The sequence below is a fragment of the Kribbella pittospori genome (assembly GCF_004331465.1).
Classification (GTDB): domain Bacteria; phylum Actinomycetota; class Actinomycetes; order Propionibacteriales; family Kribbellaceae; genus Kribbella; species Kribbella pittospori.
Genome location: NZ_SJKB01000010.1, coordinates 272080 through 295505, shown reverse-complemented (window position 1 = coordinate 295505; position 23426 = coordinate 272080). Strand labels below are relative to the sequence as shown.

24 protein-coding genes are annotated in these 23426 nt (G+C 68.4%); 11 read left to right on the top strand and 13 right to left on the bottom strand.

The features are described 5' to 3' along the window. Positions 1 to 54: 54 nt before the first annotated feature. The 3 genes from E0H73_RS30235 to E0H73_RS30225 are packed head-to-tail and all read right to left on the bottom strand — an operon-like array spanning position 55 to position 3184. Entirely contained in the window at positions 55 to 1332 is a 1278-nt protein-coding gene (locus tag E0H73_RS30235) for a sugar ABC transporter permease (RefSeq protein ID WP_131361995.1), read from the bottom strand. Continuing rightward, entirely contained in the window at positions 1329 to 2114 is a 786-nt protein-coding gene (locus E0H73_RS30230) for an ATP-binding cassette domain-containing protein (RefSeq protein WP_131361994.1), read from the bottom strand. The genes E0H73_RS30235 and E0H73_RS30230 overlap by 4 nt, the downstream gene beginning before the upstream one ends. Further along, positions 2114 to 3184, bottom strand: coding sequence for a sugar ABC transporter substrate-binding protein (locus E0H73_RS30225; RefSeq protein WP_202867626.1), 1071 nt, complete (start codon positions 3182 to 3184; stop codon positions 2114 to 2116). Before E0H73_RS30225 ends, E0H73_RS30230 begins: the two co-directional genes overlap by 1 nt. A gap of 233 nt (positions 3185 to 3417) precedes the next feature. Here E0H73_RS30225 and E0H73_RS30220 point away from each other — a divergent pair, with 233 nt between their 5' ends. Continuing rightward, positions 3418 to 3855 (top strand): universal stress protein, encoded by a 438-nt coding sequence (locus E0H73_RS30220; protein WP_202867625.1) that lies wholly within the window; start codon positions 3418 to 3420, stop codon positions 3853 to 3855. Positions 3856 to 3864: 9 nt separating this feature from the next. Then, entirely contained in the window at positions 3865 to 4353 is a 489-nt protein-coding gene (locus tag E0H73_RS30215) for a GNAT family N-acetyltransferase (RefSeq protein ID WP_131361991.1), read from the top strand. Here the strand turns inward: E0H73_RS30215 and E0H73_RS30210 are convergent. Next, positions 4277 to 5674, bottom strand: a complete 1398-nt coding sequence (locus E0H73_RS30210; protein WP_202867624.1) for an MFS transporter — start codon at positions 5672 to 5674, stop codon at positions 4277 to 4279. The two genes, E0H73_RS30215 and E0H73_RS30210, sit on opposite strands and share 77 nt — an antisense overlap. A 49-nt stretch (positions 5675 to 5723) precedes the next feature. Next, positions 5724 to 6809, bottom strand: a complete 1086-nt coding sequence (locus E0H73_RS30205) for an alkene reductase (protein ID WP_131361989.1) — start codon at positions 6807 to 6809, stop codon at positions 5724 to 5726. A gap of 248 nt (positions 6810 to 7057) precedes the next feature. Here E0H73_RS30205 and E0H73_RS30200 point away from each other — a divergent pair, with 248 nt between their 5' ends. Further along, positions 7058 to 7486, top strand: a complete 429-nt coding sequence (locus E0H73_RS30200; RefSeq protein ID WP_131361988.1) for a MarR family winged helix-turn-helix transcriptional regulator — start codon at positions 7058 to 7060, stop codon at positions 7484 to 7486. 133 nt (positions 7487 to 7619) lie between these two features. Continuing rightward, positions 7620 to 8501 carry a universal stress protein gene (locus tag E0H73_RS30195; protein WP_131361987.1) on the top strand — a complete coding sequence of 294 codons (882 nt, stop codon included), beginning with the start codon at positions 7620 to 7622 and terminating at the stop codon, positions 8499 to 8501. Positions 8502 to 8539: 38 nt separating this feature from the next. On the opposite strand, the gene ftsH is transcribed toward E0H73_RS30195, so the two are convergent. Beyond that, positions 8540 to 10504: an ATP-dependent zinc metalloprotease FtsH gene (ftsH, locus tag E0H73_RS30190; protein WP_131361986.1), complete on the bottom strand. Its 1965-nt coding sequence runs from the start codon at positions 10502 to 10504 to the stop codon at positions 8540 to 8542. A gap of 160 nt (positions 10505 to 10664) precedes the next feature. Between ftsH and E0H73_RS30185 the strand changes: the two genes are divergently transcribed. Further along, positions 10665 to 11984 (top strand): dihydrolipoyl dehydrogenase family protein, encoded by a 1320-nt coding sequence (locus tag E0H73_RS30185; RefSeq protein WP_131361985.1) that lies wholly within the window; start codon positions 10665 to 10667, stop codon positions 11982 to 11984. Here E0H73_RS30185 and E0H73_RS30180 read toward each other — a convergent pair. Beyond that, entirely contained in the window at positions 11981 to 13462 is a 1482-nt protein-coding gene (locus tag E0H73_RS30180; protein WP_131361984.1) for a DHA2 family efflux MFS transporter permease subunit, read from the bottom strand. The genes E0H73_RS30185 and E0H73_RS30180 overlap by 4 nt on opposite strands. Before the next feature lie 146 nt (positions 13463 to 13608). Here E0H73_RS30180 and E0H73_RS30175 point away from each other — a divergent pair, with 146 nt between their 5' ends. The 5 genes from E0H73_RS30175 to E0H73_RS30155 all read left to right on the top strand — a co-directional run bounded on the left by E0H73_RS30175 (position 13609) and on the right by E0H73_RS30155 (position 16516). Then, positions 13609 to 14289 (top strand): VOC family protein, encoded by a 681-nt coding sequence (locus E0H73_RS30175; RefSeq protein WP_131361983.1) that lies wholly within the window; start codon positions 13609 to 13611, stop codon positions 14287 to 14289. A 16-nt stretch (positions 14290 to 14305) separates the two neighbouring features. Next, positions 14306 to 14890 (top strand): redoxin domain-containing protein, encoded by a 585-nt coding sequence (locus E0H73_RS30170; protein WP_131361982.1) that lies wholly within the window; start codon positions 14306 to 14308, stop codon positions 14888 to 14890. A gap of 31 nt (positions 14891 to 14921) precedes the next feature. Next, entirely contained in the window at positions 14922 to 15371 is a 450-nt protein-coding gene (locus E0H73_RS30165; RefSeq protein ID WP_131361981.1) for a DinB family protein, read from the top strand. Between the two features lie 83 nt (positions 15372 to 15454). Next, positions 15455 to 15658 (top strand): three-helix bundle dimerization domain-containing protein, encoded by a 204-nt coding sequence (locus tag E0H73_RS30160; protein WP_131361980.1) that lies wholly within the window; start codon positions 15455 to 15457, stop codon positions 15656 to 15658. A gap of 75 nt (positions 15659 to 15733) precedes the next feature. Beyond that, positions 15734 to 16516, top strand: coding sequence for a DinB family protein (locus tag E0H73_RS30155; protein ID WP_131361979.1), 783 nt, complete (start codon positions 15734 to 15736; stop codon positions 16514 to 16516). A gap of 4 nt (positions 16517 to 16520) precedes the next feature. Here E0H73_RS30155 and E0H73_RS30150 read toward each other — a convergent pair whose 3' ends face one another. The 5 genes from E0H73_RS30150 to E0H73_RS30125 all read right to left on the bottom strand — a co-directional run bounded on the left by E0H73_RS30150 (position 16521) and on the right by E0H73_RS30125 (position 21459). Further along, positions 16521 to 17024, bottom strand: coding sequence for a DUF3291 domain-containing protein (locus E0H73_RS30150; RefSeq protein ID WP_131361978.1), 504 nt, complete (start codon positions 17022 to 17024; stop codon positions 16521 to 16523). After that, positions 17014 to 17811: an endonuclease/exonuclease/phosphatase family protein gene (locus tag E0H73_RS30145; RefSeq protein ID WP_131361977.1), complete on the bottom strand. Its 798-nt coding sequence runs from the start codon at positions 17809 to 17811 to the stop codon at positions 17014 to 17016. Before E0H73_RS30145 ends, E0H73_RS30150 begins: the two co-directional genes overlap by 11 nt. Positions 17812 to 18172: 361 nt before the next feature. After that, positions 18173 to 18925 carry a GAF and ANTAR domain-containing protein gene (locus tag E0H73_RS30135; protein WP_131361975.1) on the bottom strand — a complete coding sequence of 251 codons (753 nt, stop codon included), beginning with the start codon at positions 18923 to 18925 and terminating at the stop codon, positions 18173 to 18175. Positions 18926 to 19167: 242 nt separating this feature from the next. Then, on the bottom strand, positions 19168 to 19341 hold the full coding sequence (locus E0H73_RS30130) for a CsbD family protein (RefSeq protein ID WP_131361974.1): 174 nt from the start codon (positions 19339 to 19341) through the stop codon (positions 19168 to 19170). A 444-nt stretch (positions 19342 to 19785) separates the two neighbouring features. Then, the gene (locus E0H73_RS30125; RefSeq protein ID WP_131361973.1) at positions 19786 to 21459 is read right to left on the bottom strand and encodes an alpha-amylase family protein; all 1674 of its coding nucleotides are present in this window, start codon (positions 21457 to 21459) and stop codon (positions 19786 to 19788) included. Positions 21460 to 21554: 95 nt separating this feature from the next. Here E0H73_RS30125 and E0H73_RS30120 point away from each other — a divergent pair, with 95 nt between their 5' ends. Further along, positions 21555 to 22571 (top strand): SDR family oxidoreductase, encoded by a 1017-nt coding sequence (locus E0H73_RS30120; RefSeq protein WP_131361972.1) that lies wholly within the window; start codon positions 21555 to 21557, stop codon positions 22569 to 22571. 5 nt (positions 22572 to 22576) lie between these two features. Here E0H73_RS30120 and E0H73_RS30115 read toward each other — a convergent pair whose 3' ends face one another. Further along, entirely contained in the window at positions 22577 to 23377 is an 801-nt protein-coding gene (locus E0H73_RS30115) for a hypothetical protein (protein ID WP_131361971.1), read from the bottom strand. Between the last annotated feature and the right edge of the window lie 49 nt (positions 23378 to 23426).

Here is a 23426-nt window from a genome sequence, read left to right as displayed (position 1 = left end):
CGGGCGAGCTGGTCGCGTCCCGGCAACCGGATCCACCCATGATTCAGCCCTCGCTCAGCTGGCCCGTGCCCGGCGGACGACCGCGTCGAAGCCGGCGGCCAGCAGCAGTACGGCGCCCGTGACGACCCACTCGTAGCCGGCCGAGTTCGCGCCCTGGATCAGGTCGCTCATGCCGTTGATGATGACCGCGACGACCAGTCCACCGAGGACGGCGTCGATGACACGGCCGTGCCCACCGAACAGCGACGTACCGCCGATCACCGCGGCACCGACCGCCAGCAACAGGGTGTTGCCGGCGCCCGCGTTCGACTGGACCGACTGCAGCAGCGAGGCCGCGACGACCCCGGAGACGGCGGCCATGCCGGAACAGATGGCGAAGACCGAGATCCGGATCCGGGACACCACGATGCCCGCGCGCCGAGACGCCTCCTCGTTGCCGCCGACGGCGTACAGGTGCCGGCCATACGACGTACGGCTGAGGATGAAGTGCCAGCCGGCGAACAGGATCACCAGCAGTACGACGACCCACGGCATGCCCTCAGCCTTGTTGTTGAAGAAGGCGTTGGCGGACAGGTTGCGGTTGATGCCCATCTCGTACGTGAACGCAGCACCGAGCGCGGCCAGGACGACCACCTTCGCCGCGATCACAGTGAACGGCGGACGGGACAGACCCGAGCGCTCGCGTCCGAGTGCGTCGTTGACCTTGACCGCGGCGTACCCGATCACGAACAACGCCCAGAGGACCCAACCGAGCCAGAGCGGCACGAAGCTGTTCTCCAGCTTGATGATCGGCGAGTCGGCGGGGAGCGTCACGGCTCCCTGGCCACCGATCAGAATCAGCGTGACGCCCTGAAAGGCCAGGAACGTCGCCAGGGTGATGACGAACGACGGGACGCCGACCCGCGCGCGCAGCCAGCCGATCCCGAGACCGATCAGGACACCGACGCCCAGGCCGATCAGGAGTCCGAGCCACCAGGGAAAGCCGTGCCGGATCATCAGCACGGCCATGATCGCCGAACACAGGCCGCCGGTCGTGCCGGCGGAGAGGTCGATCTCGCCGAGCAGCAGGACGAAGACCAGGCCCATCGCCATCAGGATGATCGGCGCCGCCTGGATCACCAGTGCCTCGATGTTGTAGGCGCTCAGGAAGCCCTGGTGCACCACGGCGAACACGACGGTGATCACGATCAGGCCGACCATCGCGGGGATGGAGCCCAGCTCGCCACCGCGGACCCGGCCGAGATAGTCGCGAATGTAGGCGCTCAAAGCGCCGAGTCCCTCGACCGGCTCCGCGCTGTCCGGCTTGATGAAGTGATCTGTCTGGGCGCTCATATCGCCGCTCCGGTCGACTCTTCGCGGGACAGTCCCAGGTCACCCGAACGGCCGGCGGTGATCAGCTCGACCACCTGCGTCTGGGTCACGTCCTCGCGTCTCACCTGGGCCGCCATCCGGCCCAGGAACAGGACGCCGATCGAGTCGGCGACCTTCATCACGTCGTTCATGTTGTGCGACACCAGAATCACGGCCACGCCGTGCTCGGCGAGGCGGCGTACCAGGTCGAGCACCTGCTCGGTCTGCGCGACGCCCAGCGCGGCCGTCGGCTCGTCGAGGATGACGATCTTCGACTGCCAGAGCACCGACTTGGCGATCGCCACCGTCTGGCGCTGACCGCCGGACAGGCTCGCGACCTGCTGCCGTACCGACCGCACGGTCCGTACCGACAGCGTGGTCAGCGCCTGCCGTGCCAGCTTCTCCATCGAGTTCTCGTCGAGCGTGTGGAGTCCGGTGACCTTCTCGCGGCCGAGGAACATGTTCTGGACGATGTCCAGGTTGTCTGCCAGCGCCAGGTCCTGGTACACGATCTCGACGCCGAGTTGCGCGGCGTCGCGCGGGCCGGTGACGACGTGCGGCGTACCGTCGAAGACCAGTTCGCCCGCATCGATGCGGTGGATGCCGCCGATGCATTTGATCAGGGTCGACTTGCCCGCGCCGTTGTCGCCGACAAGGGCGGTCACCTCACCGCTGAGCGCGGTGAGGTTGACCGAGGACAACACGTGGACCGGGCCGAACGACTTGTCGACGCCACGCAGTTCCAAAGTGGGTTGGGTGGTCATCACGGAGTCTTGATGCCATTGGCCGCGCACAGCTGAACCAGCGCGGGAGTGGGGCAGACGGCCGCGGCCGTCACGTAGCCGTCGGTCACCGGCTTGGCCACGTTCGCCTTGGTGATGACGGTCGGGTCAGCCAGGTACGCCGGGACCTCGCGACCGGTCGTCGGGTCCTTGACCGTGGTCGGCGCGGTCGGCTTCTGGCCGGCGAGAATCTGGCCCGCCAGCTTGATCGCCACGTCCGCCTCACCGGCGACGGGCTTGTAGATGGTGAAGGCCTGGGTTCCGACCATCACGTTGTCGAGGCCACCGGCGGTGGAGTCCTGCCCGGACACCGCGACCTTGCCGGCGAGGCCCTGGGACTTCAGCACGTTGATGACCGACTGCGCCATGGTGTCGTTGGCAACCATGACCGCGTTGATGTCGGGGTGCTGGCCGAGCATCGTGGTGAACACGGTCTGCGCGGTGGCGGCATCCCAGTTACCGGTCTGGTCGGCGAGCTTCTTCCAGCCCGGCTGCTTCGACAGGACCGAGTTGTAGCCCTGGGCGAACTGCGTGGCGTTGTTGTCGGTCGGCGCACCGTCGATCTCGACGTAGTTGACCGCGCTCTTGTCCTTGACCTGTGGGGCCTGGGTCAGCGCCGTGCCCTGGTCCTCGCCGACCTTCACGTTGTCGTACGAGACGTAGTACGACGCCGTACCGCCGGAGGTGAGCCGGTCGTAGTCGATCGTGACGACGTTGTGCTGCTGGGCGAGGGCCTCGATCGCCTTGCCGGAGCCCGAGTCCAGGTTCACGACCAGGAGGACGCCGATGCCGGCGTTGATCAGAGCCTGCGCCTGCGACTGCTGCGTGGTCGCGCTGCCGTTGGCGTTGTCGATGAAACAGGTGAGCTTGTTGTCCGCGCACTGCGCCTTCAGCTCGTTCGGGTCCGCCGCGACCCAGCGCGGCGAGGACGCCGTGTCGGGCAGCAGGATGCCGACCTTCGTGTTCGCGGGCGGGGCACCGCCGGCCGAGGAGGTCTTGGTGTTTCCGCAGGCGACGAGCCCGGCCGTCATCGCGGTCGCGACTCCGGTCATGGCCACGACGGTGCGGAGTGTTCTACGCATGTCCCAGGGAGCCTTCATACTGGCAACACTCCGCCCGGGCGGCCGTCACATCATCCCGGCAAGCGCCCGACCCACCTACCGGCTAGCCGCACCCCTCACCTCCGGCTAACTGCAACGGAAGCTGCGGGCGCCCGGGCCGAGCTCGCCGCCTGACTCGGGCTGCCCTTGCTGGTGGCAACTGTCAGAGTCGGTACGGTATGGGGATGTTCGAGCTCGGCACTGATGGTCCTCGGTCGATCCTGGTGGGGGTCGACGGGTCGGAGACGTCGCTGCGGGCCGGGTCGTACGCCGCCGGGATGGCCAGGCGTCAAGGCGCGGAGGTGATCGTCCTGTTCGTCCATGTCCCGGCCGGAGGCGGCCTGCTGAACCCGCAACTGATGGAACTGCAGCGCCAATCCCAGGTCACCGTCGTCGAGGAACTGCGGGAAGAGATACACCGCCACGCCGGCGCCCTCGGTCTGCAGGTCACCTTCCACGAACGCCACGGCAACCCGTACCTCGAACTCGTCCGCCTCGCCGACGAACTCCGCGTCGACGCTGTAGTAGTCGGCGCCTCGATGCAGTCCGGGCACCGCCTGATCGGCTCCCTGGCCACCCGCCTGGTCCGGGACGCCCGCTGGCCGGTAACCGTCGTCCCCTGAGGGTGAAGCATGGTGGAAGAGGTCGTTCAGTATCGGTTCCGGCCGGCAACCGGCGATGATGATGCGTTTGTCTACGAACTGCATCGGGCCGCCATGGGTGCGGTTGTCGAGGCTACGTGGGGGCCTTGGGATGAGGCGGTGCAGCGGGGGTTTCATGAGCGGTCGTTCTCGCCGGATCGGCTGCAGATCGTCATGGTCGGCGAGGTGGAGGCCGGGGCTGTCGATGCTGAGTTCGAAACGCCGACCGTTTTCTACATCGGACGGATCGAGATTCTGCCGCGGTTCCAGGGGCTCGGGCTCGGGTCGCGGATTCTGCGGGAGCTGCTCGCGGCGGCTCGGGGGCGCGGAGCCGCCGCGGCAGAACTCCATGTACTGAAGGCGAATCGGGCCAGGTCCCTCTACGAGCGGCTCGGGTTCGTCGTCATCGCGGATGAGGATCCGAAGTTCCGGATGCGGCTGGAGTTGCCGGACGCTGGTGACGCGGCAACAGAGCACTGACCACCGCGATGGCCACGCCGAGCCCGGCCGCTGCCAGGAACACCAAGTCGTAGCCCTCGGCGAAGGAAGCAGGCCGACCGTCGGCTGTTGCGGCTCCGGCGGCCGTGGTGAGGATCGCGAGACCCACTGATCCGCCCACTTGGCTGGCAGTGTTGGCGAGGCCGCCGACGATCCCGGCGTCGCTCTCGGGGACGTCGGCGGTGACCGCGGCCATCAGCGTCGGGAAGGTCAGCCCGATGCCGGCCGCGACGAGCAGCGTCGGCCAGAGGATGCCCGTGAAGTAGCCGGTGCCGGCGCCCGCCTGGGCAAGCCACGCGAACCCGGCCAGGAAGAAGGCACTCCCGGCAAGGATCAACCGACGTACTCCGGTCCGCGGCAACAGAGCCGCAGCCAGTCGCGCGACCACCACGAACGTCACCGCCGCAGGCGTCTGCCCGAGCCCGGATCGCAGCGCGCTGTAGCCGAGGACGTTCTGCAGGAACAGCGACGTGAAGTACCACATCGCGATTGCGATCCCACCGAACAACAGCAGCATGCCATTGCCAACAGCAACCTTCCGGAGCCGGAACAACCGGAGCGGCATCATCGGCCGAGCGGCGACGCGCGCCTCCACCAGCGTGAACACAGCGAGCAGCAGCAGACCGGCCACGATCGGTATGACGACCGGCACCGACGTCCAGCCATGATCGGTGCTCTGCATGACGCCGTAGATGAGCGCGGCCAGCCCGGCCGTGCCCGTGACCGCGCCGGTGAGGTCGAGCGACTCCCGGCGGACGGTGCGTACGCCGGCGAGCGATATCATCGCCACCACGATCAGCACCGCACCGATCGGCACGTTGATCAGGAAGACCCATCGCCACGACAGGCCGGTCGTGAGCGCGCCACCCGCGACCGCGCCGGCCATCCCGCCCACGCCACCAGACGCAGACCAGGCGCCGAATGCCCGCGCACGTGCGCGTTCCTCGGTGAAGTGGGTGTTGATCACGGCCAGCGTCGCCGGCGCGAGCATGGCGGCTCCCACGCCCTGCACGATGCGGGCCGCGACGAGGACCGCCGGGTCTGCGGCCAGACCGCCGACCAGGCTTGCTGCGGAGAACATCAACAACCCGGCGGCAAGCATCCGCCGGTGGCCGAACAGGTCGGCAGCGCGCCCGCCGAGCAACATGAAGCCGGCGAACGTGAGCAGGTAGCCGTTCACCACCCAGGCCAGGCCGGTGGAGCTGAAGCCGAGGTCTCGCTGGATCGAGGGCAGGGCGACGTTCACGATGGACGCGTCCAGGATCACCATGAACTGGCTGGCACACGCCAGCGCCAGGATCATCCACGCGGATCTCCTGACTGCGGGCTGAATTTCTACTGCGGGTTGCATCTCAAGGCCTTCCCGGGAGTCCGGCGAGCGTCGGGTAGTCGGTGTAGCCGCGGTAGTCGCCGCCGTAGAACGTGGTGCTGTCCGGCGTGTTGTAGGGGCCGCCGGCAGCGAGGCGGTCGGGCAGATCGGGGTTGGCCAGGAACAGCGCCCCGAACGCGATCAGATCCGCAGTGCCGTCCTCGATCAGGTCGAGGGCATCCGGACCGGTGGTCTCGGGAAGGGTCTGCGGGTTGAGGATGAACGTGCCGGGCCACTCCTTGCGCAGCCGGTAGGTCAGGTCGCGGTCCGGGCCTTCCATCAGATGCAGGTAGCTCAGTCCGAGCGGAGCCAGTCGTGCGAGCAGAGCGCCGTACGTCCCGTAGGGATCGACCTCGACGATGTCGTTGTTCGGTACGCCGGGTGAGATGCGGAGCCCGACGTTCTCGGCCCCGACCGCGTCGGCCACCGCAGACGCCAGTTCGACGGGGAAGCGGATCCGTCGCTCGGCCGGACCGCCCCAGCCATCGGTACGACGGTTGGCGTTCGGCGCGAGGAACTGGTGGATCAGGTATCCGTTGCCGCCGTGCAGTTCCACCCCGTCGAACCCAGCGGCCATCGCGTTGTGGGCGGCCGCGACGAAGTCGCCGATGGTCCGGGAGATGTCGGTCTCGGTCAGCTCCTTCGGGGTGAGGAAGTCTTGCGGGCCGTCGTGGGTGAACACCTGCCCCTGCGCGGCCGTTGCGGACGGGGCGACCGGGTGCAGGCCATCCGGCAGCAGGCTGGGGTGGCCGATCCGGCCGGTGTGCAGGAGTTGCGCGTAGATCACCCCGCCCGCGCGGTGCACGGCGTCCGTCACCGTTCGCCACGCTGCTACCTGCTCGGCGCTGTGCAGTCCCGGCGTATTGGGGTACCCCTGGCCGACCAGCGAAGGCTGGGTGCCCTCGGTGACGATCAGGCCGGCTCCCGCCCGTTGCGCGTAGTACTCCGCGGTCAGGGCCGTTGGGCTCGCTCCGGGCCCGTAGGCGCGACTGCGGGTCATCGGGGACATCACGATGCGATTCGCCAGGCGCTTGCCACCCAGGTCGTACGGGTCGAAGGCCATCGACATGGTCGGACTCCCGTTCTCGAGGGAGGTCGCCGCCCTCCGCGGCGACCCAATACCTGTTCGAACAGGTAATTCTTCCAAACCATTTCCGCTGACTGTGTGACCTGCGTCACTCAATGCCTTGGATTGCGCGGGACGGACCACCCAGAGGTCGCTCGATCGACGTTCCGCTACAGTGACAACTGGTTGAACAGCTAAACGATCCTGGTGAGAGGCTGATGAGTCCTTCAGAGCACGCGCCGCAGCCGTCCATGCCGGCTCAGCCGCTGACCAACGCGATCGTCCGGGTGGCACGGCTGCACCGGATGATCGCCGGCCAGCTGCTGCGCCCGCTCGGCCTGCGCCTCGGTCAGGAACTGGTGATGATGCAACTGTGGGACCGCGGCCCGCAGAGCCAAACGGAACTGGTCCGCGTCCTCGGCTCCGACTCCGCGACCATGACCCGCACCGTGCGACGACTGGAGAACGCCGGCTTCGTGCGCATCCGGCCCAGCACCACCGACAAGCGCGCCACGATCGTCGAGGCCACCCCCGCCAGCCAGTCCGTACGCCGCGAGGTCGAACGCATCTGGGCCCACCTGGAAGAGAGCGCCACCGGCGACCTCACCCCCACCGAGCAAGCCGACGCACTGGCAATCCTGCAACGCATCGAAACCAGCCTCACCCGCGCCACCACTTAGCCCGTCCGACCTTCATCGGAAGTGATCCCGCCAGGGCACACCAGGGACTTGGCCCGTGTCTTCCACTGGTGTGAGCGGACAGCGGCGGCGCGACCGTGGAGGAGTACAGAGGCACGGTCTAGGAGGCAACTTCATGAAGCTCTTCCGCGGGCGGCAAGGCGCCGAGGCCGCGGCGGGCCGCACCTCTGCGCCGGCGGCCGGCCCGGACAACGGCCCGGTCGTCGTTCTGGTCGACGAGCACACCACCGACCTGGACGCGCTGGAGTGGGCGGCGGCCGAGGCCGCGGCACGGGGCTCGGAGTTGCGGATCGTGTACACGTTCCGCTTTCCCCGTCTGCTCGACCCTGTCGGCAACCCGACCGTGGACCTGCAAGCTCGTGAGTCGGCCGAGGACGTCGTCACAGTGGCCGTACGCCGCGCCCGCCGGATCGCCCCGGACCTGCGCATCAGGACCCACGTCTTCCCGGGCAGGCAAGTCACCGCCCTGGTCACCGAAGCACGCGAGAGCGACAAAGCGCTCATAGTTCTCGGGCATGGTCGCCGGTCCAGGCTCGAAAGGACGCTGACCCGGCGGTTGGCCCGCAGTACGACGGCCTCCCTTGCGGTGATCGGGCTCTCGAAGCGAGGCGCGGTCGGGCCGTCCGCGGGCCGCGTTGTCGTCGGTGTCGACGACAACGGTGGTCCGCCGGCCGCGCTCGGATTCGCGTTCCGCGCCGCGAGGCGCCGGGGCACCGGCCTGACCGTCGTGCACGCCGCCGCATCGAGCCGGCGCAGGTCAGTCGAAGACGCGGTGCAGATCTGGCGGATGGCCTATCCGGAGGTCCACGTCCAGTGGGACTTCACCCGTGGACCGATCGACAGCGCCGTCCTGGCCGAGTCGCCGGCGGCCGCGCTGACAGTACTCGGCGCGGACCGCCACGGTTGGCTCCGACGAGTGGTGCGTGGCTCCGCGTCGTACAACGTCCTGCGGCTTGCCCGCGGCCCGGTCGTGATGGTCGGGGCCGCAACCGTCTGAGCGCCACCACTCCACCGAACTAGCCGTCGGCCCAGGCGTTAGGTGCGGGCGTCGTGGGGGATGCCTGCTGCGGCGTAGGCGTCGGCCTCGTCGAGCGTTTCGTGGCGGAGCAGTTGTTCGGCGATGCCCTCGAGGCGGTCGCGGTTGTCGCGGATCAGCCGCCTGGCCTCCTGGTAGCACTCGTCGATCAGGCGCCGTACTTCGTCGTCGACGGTGTTGAGCAGCGAGTCGGACGCGACGGCCCGTGGGTCGCCGTCGACCGGTAGCACCGACACCGGTCCGACTGCGGCGGACATACCCCACCGGCCGACCATCGAACGGGCGATCTGGGTGGCGGTCTGCAGATCGCTCTCGGCGCCGGTGGTGACCACGCCGAGGATCTCCTGCTCGGCCGCCATCCCGCCGAGAGCTCCGATGATGCGGCCGCGCAGGTACTCCGCGTCGTAGCCGTACCGATCCATCTCGGGCGTCGACAACGTCACCCCGAGCGCGCGACCGCGGGGAATGATCGACACCTTGCGGACCGGGTCCGCGCCGACCTGGATCATGCCGAGGAGTGCGTGCCCGCCCTCGTGGTACGCCGTACGGCGTCGCTCCTCCTCCGGCATCACGACGTTGCGGGCGGTACCCAGCTGGATCTTCTCCAGCGCGTCGGTCAGGTCCCGGCGGACGATCTCCGACCGGCCGTCGCGAGCAGCAGCCAGGGCTGCCTCGTTCAACAGGTTCGCCAGGTCGGCGCCGGTCATGCCCGGAGTCGACTTGGACACCGCAGTCAAGTCGACGTCGGCGGCCAGCGGCTTGCCCCGCGCGTGCACGCGAAGAATCGCCTCCCGGCCCTTCTGATCCGGGGCATGGACGGTGATCGTCCGGTCGAACCTGCCGGGTCGCAGCAGCGCCGCATCCAGCACGTCGGCCCGGTTCGTGGCCGCCAGCACGACCACACCCTCCGTTCCCGAGAACCCGTCCATCTCGGTGAGGATCTGGTTCAGCGTCTGCTCGCCCTCGTCGTGACCACCGAACGAGCGGGCGCCGCCCCGGGCCCGGCCGATGGTGTCGATCTCGTCGATGAAGATGATGGCCGGCGCGACCTTCCGGGCCTCGCTGAACAACTGGCGGACCCGGCTCGCCCCGACACCGACGATCGCCTCGATGAACTCCGAGGCGGCGGCCGAGAAGAACGGCACCCCGGCCTCGCCGGCCGTAGCCCGCGCGAGCAGTGTCTTCCCGGTCCCGGGTGCGCCCGAGAGCAGCACGCCCTTCGGCGCCCGGGCACCGAGCCGGCGGTACTTGTCCGGGTCCTTCAGATAGTCGACGATCTCGGAGATCTCGTCCTCGACCTCGTCGATCCCGGCGACGTCGGCGAAGGTGGTCCGCACGGTCTGCGGGTCGACCGGCTTCTTCTGCCCACCACCGAGCAGACCGCTCAGCCCTCCCCCGGCCGCGCGTTGCTGGCGCCGGAACAGCCAGATGTAGAACCCGACCAGCAGCAGGATCGGAGCGAACGAGATCAGCAGGTTCCACAGTGCTCCGCGCTGCTGGACCACCGGAGTGGCCTTCACCGTGGTGCCGGCCTTCTGCAGGGCGCTGTACAGATCGTCGTTGGCGAACGTCGGCCGCTCGGTGGTGAACTTCGTGTACTTCGAGTCGCTCTTGCCCGGCACCGGGGCCTCGTTCTTGAGCTGGCCCTGGATCGTGTCACCGCGGGCGAAGATCTCCGAGACGTTGCCCTTCTGCACCTGCGCCGAGAACTCGGTGTAGGACACCGTCTCCGCGCTGCCCGACATCTGGTCCTGCATCGTGGTCAGCAGGAACAGCACCAGGTAACCGCCGACGATGAACGCCACCCACCGCAGCCAGCTCGGCCGCCGCGGCTTGTCCCCCTGCTTGCGCGGCGGGAGCCCCTCGGTCCGCCACGGCTGGTCGGCGGGCCGCTGCGAACCGTTGGATCGGTCGTCCGGATCCGACGGGGGCTGCTCACGCGGTCGCTGGTCCTGGTCGCTCATCGTCGGCTCCGTTGTCTCGGGTTGCCTCCATCATCGGGCCGGGCGACCGGAATCGCGCTAGTGCAACTCCCCGGTCCTGAGTCCAGGGACTCTCCCTGGTGCGACCCGCCCAACCGGCGAGCGAGCGTGGACACAGCACCTGTCGAGGAAGGAACCGAATATGACAACCGAGTACGACGTGATCGTCCTGGGCGGCGGATCACCCGGCGAGCACACCGCCGGTGCCCTGGCCGAGGGCGGCCTGCGGGTCGCTGTCGTCGAACGTGAACTGGTCGGCGGCGAGTGCTCCTACTACGCCTGCATCCCGTCCAAGTCGTTGCTCCGTCCGGGCGAGGCCGTGCGGGGCGCGCGGGACGCCGGTGCCACTGCAGAGGTCGATGTCGAGGCGGTGTTCGCCTGGCGCGACTTCATGGTGTCGGACTACTCCGACGCCGGTCAGGAGCAGTGGCTGGCCAAGAACGGTATCGACCTGCTCCGCGGCTCCGGCCGCCTGGCGGGACCGGGTGTCGTGGAGATTGACGGCGTACGGCACACGGCCGGCAACGTCGTACTCGCCAACGGTGCGGATGCGGCCATCCCACCGATCCCAGGTCTGCGCGAACTCGAGGGTGCCTGGACGAGTCGCGAGGCGACCGGCATGAAGGCGGTCCCCCGCCACCTGCTCATCATCGGTGGCGGTCCGGTCGGCACTGAGCTGGCCCAGGTCGTACGACGCCTCGGCGGTGAGGTGACGCTGGTCGACCAGGCCCAACGCCTGCTGTACCGGGAGCCCGCGCCGCTGGGCGATGCGCTCGGCGAGTCACTCCGCCGGGAGGGGATCGAGCTCGTCCTCGGGGTCGAGATCGCCGCTGCGCGGCTCGACGGCGACGACTACGTGCTGAGTCTCAGTGACGGCCGGGACTTGCGCGGCGACAAGCTCCTCGTGGCCACCGGCCGTCGCCCGCGCGTGGAAGGGATCGGGCTGGAGACCTTCGGCATCACACCCGACCGTCGCGGTGTTCCGGTCGACTCCCGGCTCCGCGCCGGTGAGCGGCTCTGGGCCGTCGGCGACATCACCGGTCTGTGGCCGCTGACCCACGTCGGCAAGTACCAGGGCGAGGTCGTTGCCGCCAACATCCTCGGCGATCCGCGGGAGGCGAACTACGACGCGGTCCCGCGGGTCGTCTACACCGATCCACAGGCGGCCTCGGTCGGAGCGATCGAGGCGTCGTACAGCGGGACGGCCGCGCTCTCCGGCGTCGCCAAGACGGCCACCTACACCCACGCGTACGCCGAGTCGAACGGCTTCCTCACCGTGCTCAGCGATGGGCACAAGCTGACCGGCGCGTACGCCCTCGGGCCTGAGGCCGGCGAATGGCTGCAACAGGCTGCTCTCGCGATCCGGGCCGCCGTACCCCTCGACGTACTGCGCGACGTGATCCAGCCCTTCCCGACCTTCTCCGAGATCTACGTCGAAGCGCTCAAAGCCTTGCGAACCTAGTTCGCCGCGCCCACCGTCGCCTCCGTGGTGACGGCGAGGGCGCAGCCGTGGTGCGGGGCCGGCGGGGCGAGGCGGGGTGCCTCGGCCCGGTCGTTCGACACGAAGACGGCGACCAGTACGGCGGCTACCGCACAGACCCCGCCGAGGACGAGCATCGCCGGGCGGTAGCCGTCGGCGAGTGAGTCGGCGAGGCTGCTGCCCGCCGTCGCACCGATGAGCAGAGGCACAAGAGCGATCACGGCCAGTGCGCCGACCCGGGCGGCCGCGTCGTTGATCGCGGACGCCTCGCCGAGATCGGCGTCGCTGACAGCTGCGAGAACAGCCGCCGTCAGCGGCGCGACCATCACGCCCTGTCCGACGCCCAGCACCAGTGCGGCGGGCAGGATCGTGCCGACGTAGCTGGAACCGGGAGCCGCCTGGGCCAGCCAGACCTGAGCGGCCGCGATGATGAGGATCCCCGCGAACATCAGCCACCGCGGCCCGAGACGAGACACGAGCGCTCCGCTGAACGGCGACAGGAGGAGGAACACGATGGACGCCGGGATCAGCGCCGCCCCGGCCTGCGCGGCCGTGTAGCCGAGGCTGAGTTGGCAGTTCACCACGAACAAGTAGCCGCCCGCCGCGAGAGCGCCGTACACGAGGACCGTCACGACGTTGATCGCGTCGAACTGGCGCGACTCGAACAGCGAGAGCCGCAGGAGTGGTGCGCGTCGGCGGTTCTCGACCGGCAGCAACGCGATCAGCCCTAGGGCACCGATCACACCCGGGACCAGCACGCGCGCGCTCGACCAACCTGCACTGGGCCCCTCGGTCAACGCGTAGATCAGGCCGCCCAATCCGACGACTCCGAGCACCGCACCGACCACGTCGACCGACAGCGCCGGCCGATCGCGAGTCGTCTCGGGCACATGCCGCAGTACGGCGAACACGGCCACGAACAACGGCAGTGGGAGCAGGAACACCCAGCGCCAGGACGCGTTGTCGATCAGCCAGCCGCCGCCGTACGGACCGATGGTGCTCAGGGCTGTGGACAGGCCCGCCCAGATCCCGATGCCCTTCGCGCGATCGGCGACGCGCAGCGTGCCGTTCAGCAAGGCAAGACTGATCGGTACGACGAGGGCCGCGCCGATGCCCTGGATCGCCCGGGCACCGATCAGCCAGCCGATCGATTGAGCGACCGCGCAGAGGAACGACGCCCCGAGCATGACGAGCAGGCCGACCACGAGCACGCGCCGCCGGCCGAACCGATCGGCCAGTGCACCGGCCAGGAGCAGCAGCGACGCGACGGCGAGGAGGTAGGCCGTCAGTGTCCACTGCACCGACGAGACACCGGCGCCGAAGTGCCTGCCGATCGCCGGCACCGCGACGTTCACGACGTACGCGTCGTACCACGCGATCCCCGAGGCGAGCACGGTCGCCGCGACAATCGCGACGCCGGCCCGGCTGCGCAGTGGGACGAGGAGATCGGAGGTAGGCATGGTCGGCTCCCGGGGTGACGGCGATGTTCACGTCCGACCTTCCTCCACGCCGCACGTAGGTCGCACCAGTGAGTCACCCTGGTGCGACGGAATAGTCGCGGCGCGAGGATCGTCTGTACAAGCAGACACCCATCCAGGAGGCACACATGAGCACCACCCAGGACTCGACCGGAGTTGCCGGCGCCGACGGGCGCACCGGGAAGGTTCCGTTCAAGTTCGAGGCCACCGTCATCCCGGTGACCGACGTCGACGCCGCGAAGGCGTTCTATGCGAACCTCGGCTGGCGCGAAGACGCGGACTTCGCCTTCGACAACGGCTTCCGGGTTGTCCAGTTCACCCCGCCGGGGTCGCCGGCCTCGGTCCAGTTCGGCGCCGGCATCACCTCGGCCACGCCGGGCTCGGCCCAGGGTCTGTACCTGATCGTGTCCGACATCCAGGCGGCTCGCGACGAGCTCGCCGGGCTCGGTGTCGAGGTCAGCGAGGTGTTCCACCCCGGTGCGCCGGGCGCCCAGTTCCACACCGACGGCAGCGATCGCGTCGGCGGGCGGGCAGAGGAGGGCGCCAGCTACAGCTCGTTCGCGACGTTCAGCGACCCGGACGGCAACCGCTGGCTGCTGCAGGAGATCACCAGCCGGCTCCCCGGCCGGATCGAGTCCGACGAAACGTCGTTCGCCTCCGTCGACGACCTGCGCGACGCGCTGATCCGGGCGGCCACGGCCCACGGCGAACACGAGAAGCGCCACGGCGGCGAGTTCGACGAGAACTGGCCGGCCTGGTACGCCGAGTACATGGCCGCCGAACAGTCCGGTGCCAAACTCCCGGAATAAGCAGCGGAGACGTTCAATGCGTGCCGACATCACTCCCGGGAGTGCGTTCCCCGACTACGAGTTGCCGGATCACACCAGCGTTCCGCGGAAGCTCAGTGAGTTGCAGGGGGACGATCCGATGATTCTCACGCTGGCGCGCGGGCACTACTGCCCGAAGGAGCACCAGCAGCACCAGGAGCTCGCGGCGTTCTATCCGAAGATCGCGGTCGGGTACGCCCAGATCGTCACGATCGCGACCGACGAGCACCACACCCTGCAGGAGTTCCGCGCGTCGGTCGGCGCGCAGTGGCCGTTCCTGGAGGACCCGGGACGGATCGTCCAGCGGGACCTCGACATCCAGGAGTACACCGATCCCGAGAACGACCCGATGATCCCGCACACCATCGTCCTCAAACCGGGACTGGTGGTCCACAGCATCTACAACGGGTACTGGTTCTGGGGCCGGCCGTCGATCGCCGAGCTGTGGCGGGACCTCCGGGAGGTCAGCCAGGAATGCCGTCCGGACTGGGACCTCAGCACGCCCGGACTGCGCGCCGCCTGGGACGCCGGCGATCTCAGCTCGTTCCACGGCTGGAACAAGGAGCCCACAACGGACGACTGAGACCGCCGCGTGGCGTGGTTATGCTCGCAGCATGACTGGCGAGGTCGAGCAGTTGTGTGCGGCGCTCGATGGGTTGCGGGCCGGAGTGCTGAAGAAGTCGGCCGGGCTGAGTGAGGCGGATGCGCGGCGCAGTACGGTCGATTCCGGTACCAACATCGCCGGCCTGATCCAGCACCTGACGTTCGTCGAGTCGCTGTGGTTCGAGGAGATCGTGGCCGGACGGAAGGCGACCCGGGGGAAGCGGTCGATGCAGGTCGACCCAACGGTTTCGCTGAAGGACCTTCGCGCCGACTACCGCGCTGCCTGCCAGACCAGCAACGAGATCGTCGCCGCGATCGGCGACGCGGACGCACCGGTGACCCGCAACGGCAAGAGCCACGACCTGCGCTGGGCGATCCTGGCCGTCATCGGCGAGACCTCCCGGCACGCCGGCCACGCCGACATCATCCGCGAACAGATCGACGGCACCACCGGCCGCTGACTCATCGTTCGACGCCGGGGGCCGGCGTCCGGTTATCGGGAGTGCGTTTGATTTTCGGTCACCGGGGACTTCACAGTTGAAAGATGGACAGGTCCGAAGAGGATCGCGCGATCGCCGAGGCGATCGTGCGCCTGCGCAAGCAGTTCCCTGACGTCCCCGCCGACGATGTCGCGGCCGCGGTCGAGGCCAGCCGGCCCGAGTTCGAACCCAACCCGATCCGGGATTTCGTGCCGCTGTTCGTCGAGCGTGGCGCGAAGGACAGACTCCGGGGCCGGGTGCCCAGCTGACCCCGCCACTCCATCGCGACGGCTCGCCGGAAATCGCGACCCTCCGCTGAGGTCCGTAGATGGTTGACTATGGCGATGGATGACGCTCAGTACGGCCCGCACCGGTTCTCGGGTGGCGGCGAGGAAACGGATACCTTTCGCGGTGCGGCGTTCCGGGTCGCGGATCTCCGCGGCGCACGCTTCACCGACTGCGATCTGTCCGGGGTGAAGATCGTCGACGGCTGCCTGGTCGACGTCGACATCTCGGGATACGTCGAGCGGCTGCTCGTCAACGGAGTCGACGTGACCGGGTACGTCGACGCCGAACTCGACCGCCGGCATCCCGAGCGCGTCCAGCTCCGCGAGATCCAGGACGCCGACGGCTTCCGCGCGATGTGGGACACGGTCGAGAAGCTCTGGTCCGACGCCATCGCACGTGCCGAACGCCTGCCCGAGGCCGCCTGGAACGAACGCGTCGACGGCGAATGGTCCTTCGCCGAGACCCTGCGCCACCTCGTCTTCATCGTCGACGCCTGGCTCAGCCGCACGGTCCTCGACCAGGAACGCCCGTACCATCCGCTCGGCGTCATCCAGTCCTGGTACGCCGACCAGGATGCGGTTGCCCTAGGCATCGACCTCGACGCGACCCCGGCGTACGACGAAGTCCTCCGGGTCCTCGCCGACCGGATGGCCCTGGTACGCCGTACCGTCGACGCCCTCACCAACGCCGACCTCGGCCGGACCAGCAACCGCAACCCGGCTCCCGGCTATCCCGACGAACCCTTCGCGGTCGCCGAATGCCTCGCCGTACTGATGGAAGAAGCCTGCGAGCACTACCGCTTCGCAACCCGCGACCTCGCAATCCTCGAAGCCCGCTGACCCGTCACCGGGTGCTTCTGACACCTACCGGCCGCCCGTTCGGGTCGTAGCGGCGGCGGAGGGTGAAGGCCTTCGGGGATGGACCCCAGCGGCGCAGGTAGTCGAGGCGGGCCAGGGCGTCCTCGACGGTCGGGTGCTCACCCGCGGCCAGCCACCAGAGTGCGGTCGACGGCTGCTGGACCTTCTCGAACCACCGGCTCCGCTTCAGCACGAAGCGACCGTGCGCGCTGCGATAGACGAACGCATGCAGGTCCTCGTACGACGACCACACCGACAGGTTCACCACATCGCGCGCACCGCCAGGCCCGTGGGTCAGTACGTGCCCATCGGCAGCCGGGAGGCGCCAGACGAAGCCCGGGCTCTGGTCCGCGAGCCGGTTGACCGGATCCAGCGCCGCGATGAACTCACCGACGACAGGCGAGCCGGCCTCCGCCCGCATCCTCGCGACATTGACCTGAGCAAGGTTGAACTCCACCAGATCCCTTCCGCCGATCGGTTCACCGATCATGCCAGCGGAAGTCGCAGATCACCGCTCTGTGGTCGGACGGGAAGACGCCGTCCACAGCATCCCCAGCGATGACGGCCGACTCGACGTTGACGAGCTGATCCTCGTGCCCGGGCCGGTAGAAAATGTGGTCGATCCGCTGGTCGACCAACTCCGGGCCGGCTTCGAGCGGAGCAGACGGATGCGTCGAGGGCAGCGTGACCGCGTCCGATGCGCCGTTCCCATCCACCCAGGCGTCGATCAGTACGTCGCGCAACGGCCGCAGTACGGCGCTGTCGGGCGCGGCGTTCAGGTCTCCCATCACCAAGGACGGACACGGTCCGTCGGTGGCGGGATCGGTGGCGAGGTCGGCCAGTAGGCCGGCTTGAGCCAGCCGGTCATCGCTGTATGTCGTCGCGTGCTCGAGGCACGCCACGAGGATCGGGAGCGGGCCGGCGGGATGAGCGACCGAGGCTCTCAGGACGACCGGATCCCACGCGCGGTGGCGTGACGGCATCGCGATCACGTCCTGGTTCAGGATCGGCCAGCGGCTGAGCAACGCCACCCCGAGTTCGACACCCTCGTGGTCCGGAAGCACCGGCGGATCTGGCGCAGTCGGATACGAGGGAGCCGCGAACGTCGAGTGGAAGCCGAGCTGCTGCGCGAGTTCCTCGGCCTGCGTCGTACCGTCTGCGCTCCAGACCTCCTGCAAGGCGACGACATCGGGCGTGAACCGCTCGATCGTTGCGAGGATCCCGGGCTGCCGCTCACGCCACCGAGGTCCGAACCGCCACCAGATGTTCCAGGTCATCGCCCGGACCTGATGATCAACCACCAAGGGCTACTGACTTGTGCGGCCGATTGCGGGCTTCGGGCGGCTTCTGGCCACCGCTTTGCTCGTGTTGTTCCGGAGACTTCGGGGCCGGGCACACCGGTCCGCGACGAATCGGTCCGCCGCCGAGTCTCCGGCTCTTCCACTGCTTCTCGTCGTAGTCGTAGTACGTATCGACACCACCGACGGTCATCATTCCTCCAGCCACAACCCGAATCCCACTTCGGCTGCTGACTGCTCAACAGGCCCACCCGGGGGCAAGCTTGCCACCATTGCGGTATACCGCACTAGCCCCCTGAGGCACTCAACCGGATTACGGACTCCGCTCGATCCCGGAGTCTTACTTCGGTAATTTGCGGGTGTCGATCAGGCGCTGGGCCACGTCGCGGAGCTTGGTGTTGGTGTCCTGGGAGTACCGCTTGAGGATCGCGAACGCGCGATCGCCGTCCACGCCGTACCGCTCCATCAGGATGCCCATCGCCTGCCCGACCAGCTTGCGCGCGTCGACCGCCTGAGCCAGGCTGGCCTCCTTGCGCGCGGTCGCCACCGCCACCGACGCATGCCTGGCCAGGATGTGCGCGACCGCCTCGTCGTCAGCGTCGAACGCATCCGGCGTCGCGCTGTACAACCCGAGTACGCCGACTGTGCCGGCTGCCGTCGTCAGGGGAACGTCGAGAACGCTGCGGACACCCAGCGACAGCACCTTCGCCGCCCAGTCCGGCCACCGGCCGTCCGTCGCGGTGTCTCGCACCAGCAGCGTGCTGTGCTCACGCATCGACACCACCAGGGGACCTTCGCGACTCGCCATCTGCCACTGGTAGATCTCCCCAACCACCGGATCCGTCACCGCCGGAACCTCAGGCCGCCCGCGAGTGGCCAGCGCGACACCGGCGTGCGAACAACCCAGCGCCTGCAGCGCGAACTCCACCACGGCCTGCACCGTCTCCTCGACCCCCGCCGAGTCATGCAACTCGAGCGCCAGGCGCGCGAACACACCAGCCACCGCGTCCGTGTCCGGGACGAGCCCCGATCGGGCAGGTCCCCGGTCGAGGACGCCGGCATCCGCCGCGTCTTCCAACTCACCGCGTTCCATGGCCCCTATTTTGCCCCGCAACTCCTCAGACCGGTACGAACCGTGCCTGTGGCGTGCTGAGGTGACCCCACGCATCCGACCGGCGGAGGTGGGGTCGCCTGCCCGTACTGACCTGAAACGACTCCCGATCGGCGCACTGCTTCCGTGGCTGCACGTGCCGGGGCGCTGGGGCATACCCCCCCGGCGGGCGGTAGGACTCTCAGGCGACTGCGGCCTTGACACCGCGGGTCGATCACGCGCTGTCAGTCTGTGAAGGCGTCCTTGGCTTTCTCGCCGGCCTGCTTCAGGTCGGCCTTCGTCTTCTCCGCCTGCCCTTCGGCCTGCAGATCGCGATTGTCGGTCGCGTCCCCGGTCTTCTCCTTGATCTTGCCCTTGGCCGACTCGGCGGCGTGCTTCATCTTGTCGCCAGCATCCATCGAACTCTCCTCCTCGAAGTTCCGGACGTTTGTCGCGCTCCGGGTGCCCCCGATCCGCCGATCCATGCGCATGCGGCTGGGGTGGATCCCCCACGCATCCGACCTTGAGGCAGGCTGTCGCGCCGATGCGATGTCCGGAAACAAATCGCCACCAGGCGACGACAACTTTCCGGAAAGCCGTCCAACTGGTACATGGTCATGAGGTTGGTGACAGGCCGGATCCGGGCCGGTGACCGGAGGCATCCACCTACAGTCAGCTCGGCCACGCCGACGTTCCCTCCGAAGCATCACCCGCTCACGCGCCCCCATCGGGTGAATACATCAGCGCCACGACCACCTCCCGGCAGTCGATCGCAGGCGGCAGCCTGCCCTCAAGGCTGGGCGGGAGGGTCCGCGAGCACGCGACGACAGGAGCGCGCGTAGCGGATGCGTGGGATTACAAGATCACAGGATGTAGCGGTCGCCCGGCCGGATGATGCGGAGCCAACGCGAGCCGTAGCCATCCACATCGAGACAGATCATGCCGTCCTCCTGGACGTCCGTGGTGCCATCGTGCAGGAGATCGACCGCTTGTACGCCGACCCCAGCACCCGCCACCGCCAAGGTGACCCGAGCCGGTTCCGCAGCGAAGTTGTGGAGGGCAACGATCGTCCCATCCTCGTGGTCAGACCGGTGCGCGAAGACCGACGGCGACTCGTGTTCAAGGATCGTGCACTCGCCCCACGACAGCTCGGGACACTCCCGATACCGCCGGATCAACAGCCGCATCCAGTTCAGCAGCGACTCCGGATCGCGCCGCTGAGCAGCGACGTTGACGTGCTCAGGACCAAACTCCCCCTCAGTCACCGGAGCGGCCAGCTCAGCAGGGTCAGCGGTCGAGAACCCGCCGTTCAACCCAGTCGTCCACTGCATAGGCGTCCGTACGGCGTTGCGCCCTTCCGCAGCGAGGTTCTCCCCCATCCCGATCTCCTCGCCGTAGAACAGCACCGGCGTACCAGGCAACGAGAACAGCAAGCTGTACACCATCTTCAGCCGGGCAAGGTCGTTCCCCAACATCGGCGGCAACCGCCGGCGCAGACCGCGGCCGTACAGCTGCATGTTCTCCGCCGGACCGAACGCGTCGAACACCTCCTGGCGTTCCTCGTCGGACAGCTTGTCCAGCGTGAGTTCGTCGTGGTTGCGGACGAACGTGCCCCACTGGCCCTCCTCCGGCCGATCCGGACGCGACCGCAACGCCTGCACCAGCTCGGCCGGATCGTTGCGCGCCAGGGACAGATACAGCCGCTGCATCCCGATGAAGTCGAAACACATCGTCAGCTCGTCGCCGTCCTCGTCCCCGAAGAAGCGCCGTACGTCGGGATAGGGCAGATTGACCTCGCCGAGCAGCATCGACTGACCGCGCCGCCGATCCAGGAACGCCCGCAGGTCACGCAGATAGTCGTGCGGATCCGGCAGGCCGGATGCATCGAGCGCGCCGGCGGTGTCGAGCAGGAACGGTACGGCGTCGACCCGGAACCCGGACATCCCCAGCTGCGACCAGAACCCGATCACCCGCTCGATCTCCTCACGCACCTCCGCGTTCGCGATGTCAAGATCCGGCTGGTGCTTGTAGAACCGGTGCAGGTAGTACTGACCGGCCTCCTCGTCGTACTGCCACAGGCTGTCCTCCTGGTCCGGGAAGACGATTCCCTTGTCCGCGTCGGGCGGCGGCTCGTCCCGCCAGACGTACCAGCCCCGGTACGGCGATTGCCGCGACTCCCGCGCACTCCGGAACCACGGATGCTGGTCAGAAGTGTGGTTGACGACCAGGTCGGCGATCACCCGGATCCCGCGGTCCTGCGCGAGCGTGAGCAGCTCGACCAGATCGCCGTGCGACCCCAGCCGGGGATCGACCCCGTAGAAGTCGGTGATGTCATACCCGTCGTCGCGGTCCGGCGTCGGATAGAACGGCATCAACCACAGGCAAGTGACGCCGAGCTCGGCCAGATGGTCGATCCGCTGACTCACGCCCTGCAGATCACCGCGCCCGTCACCGTCGGTGTCGAAGAACGTCTCGACATCGAGGCAGTACACCACCGCGTTCTTCCACCAGACGTCAGCAGTCTCGGTCAGCCGCATGCCTTCCCGTGCCCCGGCCCAAACCTGTGCATCCGGTACGGCGATCGGGGTACCGGTCGGACCGAGTCCTGAATCGAGCTGAGGAGGCGGAGGGCGTGACGAAGCAGGTCGTGGTGGTGACGGGCGCGAGTGGTGGGATCGGTCGCGCGAGTGCGATCGCGTTCGCCCGGCGGGGCGCCAAGGTCGCGTTGCTGGCACGGGGCAAGGAAGGCCTCGAGGGTGCGGCTCGCGACGTGGAGGCGGCCGGCGGTACGGCGCTCGCGATCCCGGTCGACGTCGCCGAGTACGAACAGGTCGAGGCAGCCGCGCAGCGCGTCGAGGACGAACTCGGGCCGATCGATGTCTGGGCCAACGTTGCCTTCACCTCGGTGTTCGCGCCGTTCACGCAGATCGAGCCGAAGGAGTTCAAGCGGGCGACCGAGGTGACGTACCTCGGCTATGTCTACGGCACCCGCGCCGCACTGGACCGGATGAAGCCGCGCGACCGGGGGTCGATCGTGCAGGTCGGGTCCGCGTTGGCGTACCGCGGCATCCCGCTGCAATCGGCGTACTGCGGAGCCAAGCACGCGATCCAGGGATTCCACGACTCGTTGCGGTGCGAACTGCTGCACGACAAGTCCAACGTGCGCGTCACGATGGTGCAGATGCCTGCCGTGAACACCCCGCAGTTCTCCTGGGTCCTGTCGAAGCTGCCCAAGCATCCGCAGCCGGTGCCGCCGATCTTCCAGCCCGAGGTCGCAGCCGACGCGGTGGTGTTCGCCGCGGACCATCCACAGCGCCGCGAGTACTGGGTCGGTACGCCGACCGTCGCCACGCTGATCGCGAACAAGTTCGCCGCCGGACTGCTGGACCGCTACCTGGCCCGAACCGGCTACAAGTCCCAGCAGACCGACTCGGTCTCCGACCCTGACCAGGCCGCGAACCTCTGGCACCCGGCCGATCAGAAGGAGGGCCAGGACTACGGGACGCACGGCGTCTTCGACGACCGTTCAACCCCGCGCAGCTACCAACTCTGGGCGTCCCAGCACCGCGGCCTGGTCACCACCGCGCTGGCCACCTGCACAGCGGCCGCAACCGCCGTCCTCACCGCTCGCCACTCTCGAAGCCGCTGACGAGCTCACTCGGTTCCGTCGAGGGCGATCGCGTTGCCGGTCACGGCGATCTCACGCGTGATGTTGCCAGGCTGCACGTACAGAGTCAGGCTGGCTTCGCGAAGGCCACTGCCGGACGGCCGGAATTCCACCCGCACCGAGCACCCGGTTCCCGGCTTCAACCTCCCGTCGCACCGGTGGGTGATCAGGAAGTCGTCAGCGTGAGCACCGCTCATCTCCCCGGTGGCAATCTCGACGGTCTTGGCCCCGGCGTTCCCGACGCCGATCTGCTTGCAGACCTTCACGTCGCCCACCGGGATCTCCGGGCACTCCCGCCGGTCCGGCAGCTCGATCGCCGCGCCGGCCTGCGAAGGCCCCGATGGCTCGGGCGAGGGTGCAGGCGAAGTGGGCGAGTCCGACGGTTCGGGCACTGGCGTGGGATTCGTCGCTGGACCGGCTTGCGGAGGGGTCGGTGTCGGGCCCCGTTTCGTGTACACGAAGGTGCCCGCGCGGTCCGAGGTCAGTGATCCGTGGCCCGCGATCGCCTCGGGCAGAGTGAACCCACCGAGGCTGACGACGAAGGCGATGGCGGTCACGGACGCGATGCCGACAGTACGGATCACCCCCGGTCCTCGCGTGGTGAACATCGCCACCACCAACGGGCTCAGTACGGCGCCGAGTACGGTCGCGATCCGCCCCGCGCCCAGCGCCGGAATGATCGCCGCGCACACGACGGACGACAACACGCCGAAGAAGAGCGACGTACCGCTGAACGCGTTCGTCTCTCTGAGCTGCCGTCTGATGCGATGGTTCTGCTGCGTTCCCATGTCCCGTCTCCCCTCGGACGTGGCCATGCCAACCGGAGTCAGATCCGCC

What these genes read in the sequence shown, in the direction of transcription:
- E0H73_RS30185 (WP_131361985.1), top strand. Translation starts at nt 10,665, where the DNA reads ATGACAACCGAGTACGACGTGATCGTCCTGGGCGGCGGATCACCCGGC.
- E0H73_RS30135 (WP_131361975.1), bottom strand. Translation starts at nt 18,925, where the DNA reads ATGGAACGCGGTGAGTTGGAAGACGCGGCGGATGCCGGCGTCCTCGAC.
- E0H73_RS30200 (WP_131361988.1), top strand. Translation starts at nt 7,058, where the DNA reads ATGCCGGCTCAGCCGCTGACCAACGCGATCGTCCGGGTGGCACGGCTG.
- E0H73_RS30115 (WP_131361971.1), bottom strand. Translation starts at nt 23,377, where the DNA reads ATGGGAACGCAGCAGAACCATCGCATCAGACGGCAGCTCAGAGAGACG.
- E0H73_RS30215 (WP_131361991.1), top strand. Translation starts at nt 3,865, where the DNA reads ATGGTGGAAGAGGTCGTTCAGTATCGGTTCCGGCCGGCAACCGGCGAT.
- E0H73_RS30170 (WP_131361982.1), top strand. Translation starts at nt 14,306, where the DNA reads ATGCGTGCCGACATCACTCCCGGGAGTGCGTTCCCCGACTACGAGTTG.
- E0H73_RS30220 (WP_202867625.1), top strand. Translation starts at nt 3,418, where the DNA reads ATGTTCGAGCTCGGCACTGATGGTCCTCGGTCGATCCTGGTGGGGGTC.
- E0H73_RS30145 (WP_131361977.1), bottom strand. Translation starts at nt 17,811, where the DNA reads ATGACCTGGAACATCTGGTGGCGGTTCGGACCTCGGTGGCGTGAGCGG.
- E0H73_RS30125 (WP_131361973.1), bottom strand. Translation starts at nt 21,459, where the DNA reads ATGCGGCTGACCGAGACTGCTGACGTCTGGTGGAAGAACGCGGTGGTG.
- E0H73_RS30155 (WP_131361979.1), top strand. Translation starts at nt 15,734, where the DNA reads ATGGATGACGCTCAGTACGGCCCGCACCGGTTCTCGGGTGGCGGCGAG.
- E0H73_RS30130 (WP_131361974.1), bottom strand. Translation starts at nt 19,341, where the DNA reads ATGGATGCTGGCGACAAGATGAAGCACGCCGCCGAGTCGGCCAAGGGC.
- E0H73_RS30195 (WP_131361987.1), top strand. Translation starts at nt 7,620, where the DNA reads ATGAAGCTCTTCCGCGGGCGGCAAGGCGCCGAGGCCGCGGCGGGCCGC.
- E0H73_RS30150 (WP_131361978.1), bottom strand. Translation starts at nt 17,024, where the DNA reads ATGATCGGTGAACCGATCGGCGGAAGGGATCTGGTGGAGTTCAACCTT.
- E0H73_RS30210 (WP_202867624.1), bottom strand. Translation starts at nt 5,674, where the DNA reads ATGATCCTGGCGCTGGCGTGTGCCAGCCAGTTCATGGTGATCCTGGAC.
- E0H73_RS30230 (WP_131361994.1), bottom strand. Translation starts at nt 2,114, where the DNA reads ATGACCACCCAACCCACTTTGGAACTGCGTGGCGTCGACAAGTCGTTC.
- ftsH (WP_131361986.1), bottom strand. Translation starts at nt 10,504, where the DNA reads ATGAGCGACCAGGACCAGCGACCGCGTGAGCAGCCCCCGTCGGATCCG.
- E0H73_RS30205 (WP_131361989.1), bottom strand. Translation starts at nt 6,809, where the DNA reads ATGTCGATGGCCTTCGACCCGTACGACCTGGGTGGCAAGCGCCTGGCG.
- E0H73_RS30225 (WP_202867626.1), bottom strand. Translation starts at nt 3,184, where the DNA reads ATGACCGGAGTCGCGACCGCGATGACGGCCGGGCTCGTCGCCTGCGGA.
- E0H73_RS30235 (WP_131361995.1), bottom strand. Translation starts at nt 1,332, where the DNA reads ATGAGCGCCCAGACAGATCACTTCATCAAGCCGGACAGCGCGGAGCCG.
- E0H73_RS30180 (WP_131361984.1), bottom strand. Translation starts at nt 13,462, where the DNA reads ATGCCTACCTCCGATCTCCTCGTCCCACTGCGCAGCCGGGCCGGCGTC.
- E0H73_RS30160 (WP_131361980.1), top strand. Translation starts at nt 15,455, where the DNA reads ATGGACAGGTCCGAAGAGGATCGCGCGATCGCCGAGGCGATCGTGCGC.
- E0H73_RS30165 (WP_131361981.1), top strand. Translation starts at nt 14,922, where the DNA reads ATGACTGGCGAGGTCGAGCAGTTGTGTGCGGCGCTCGATGGGTTGCGG.
- E0H73_RS30175 (WP_131361983.1), top strand. Translation starts at nt 13,609, where the DNA reads ATGAGCACCACCCAGGACTCGACCGGAGTTGCCGGCGCCGACGGGCGC.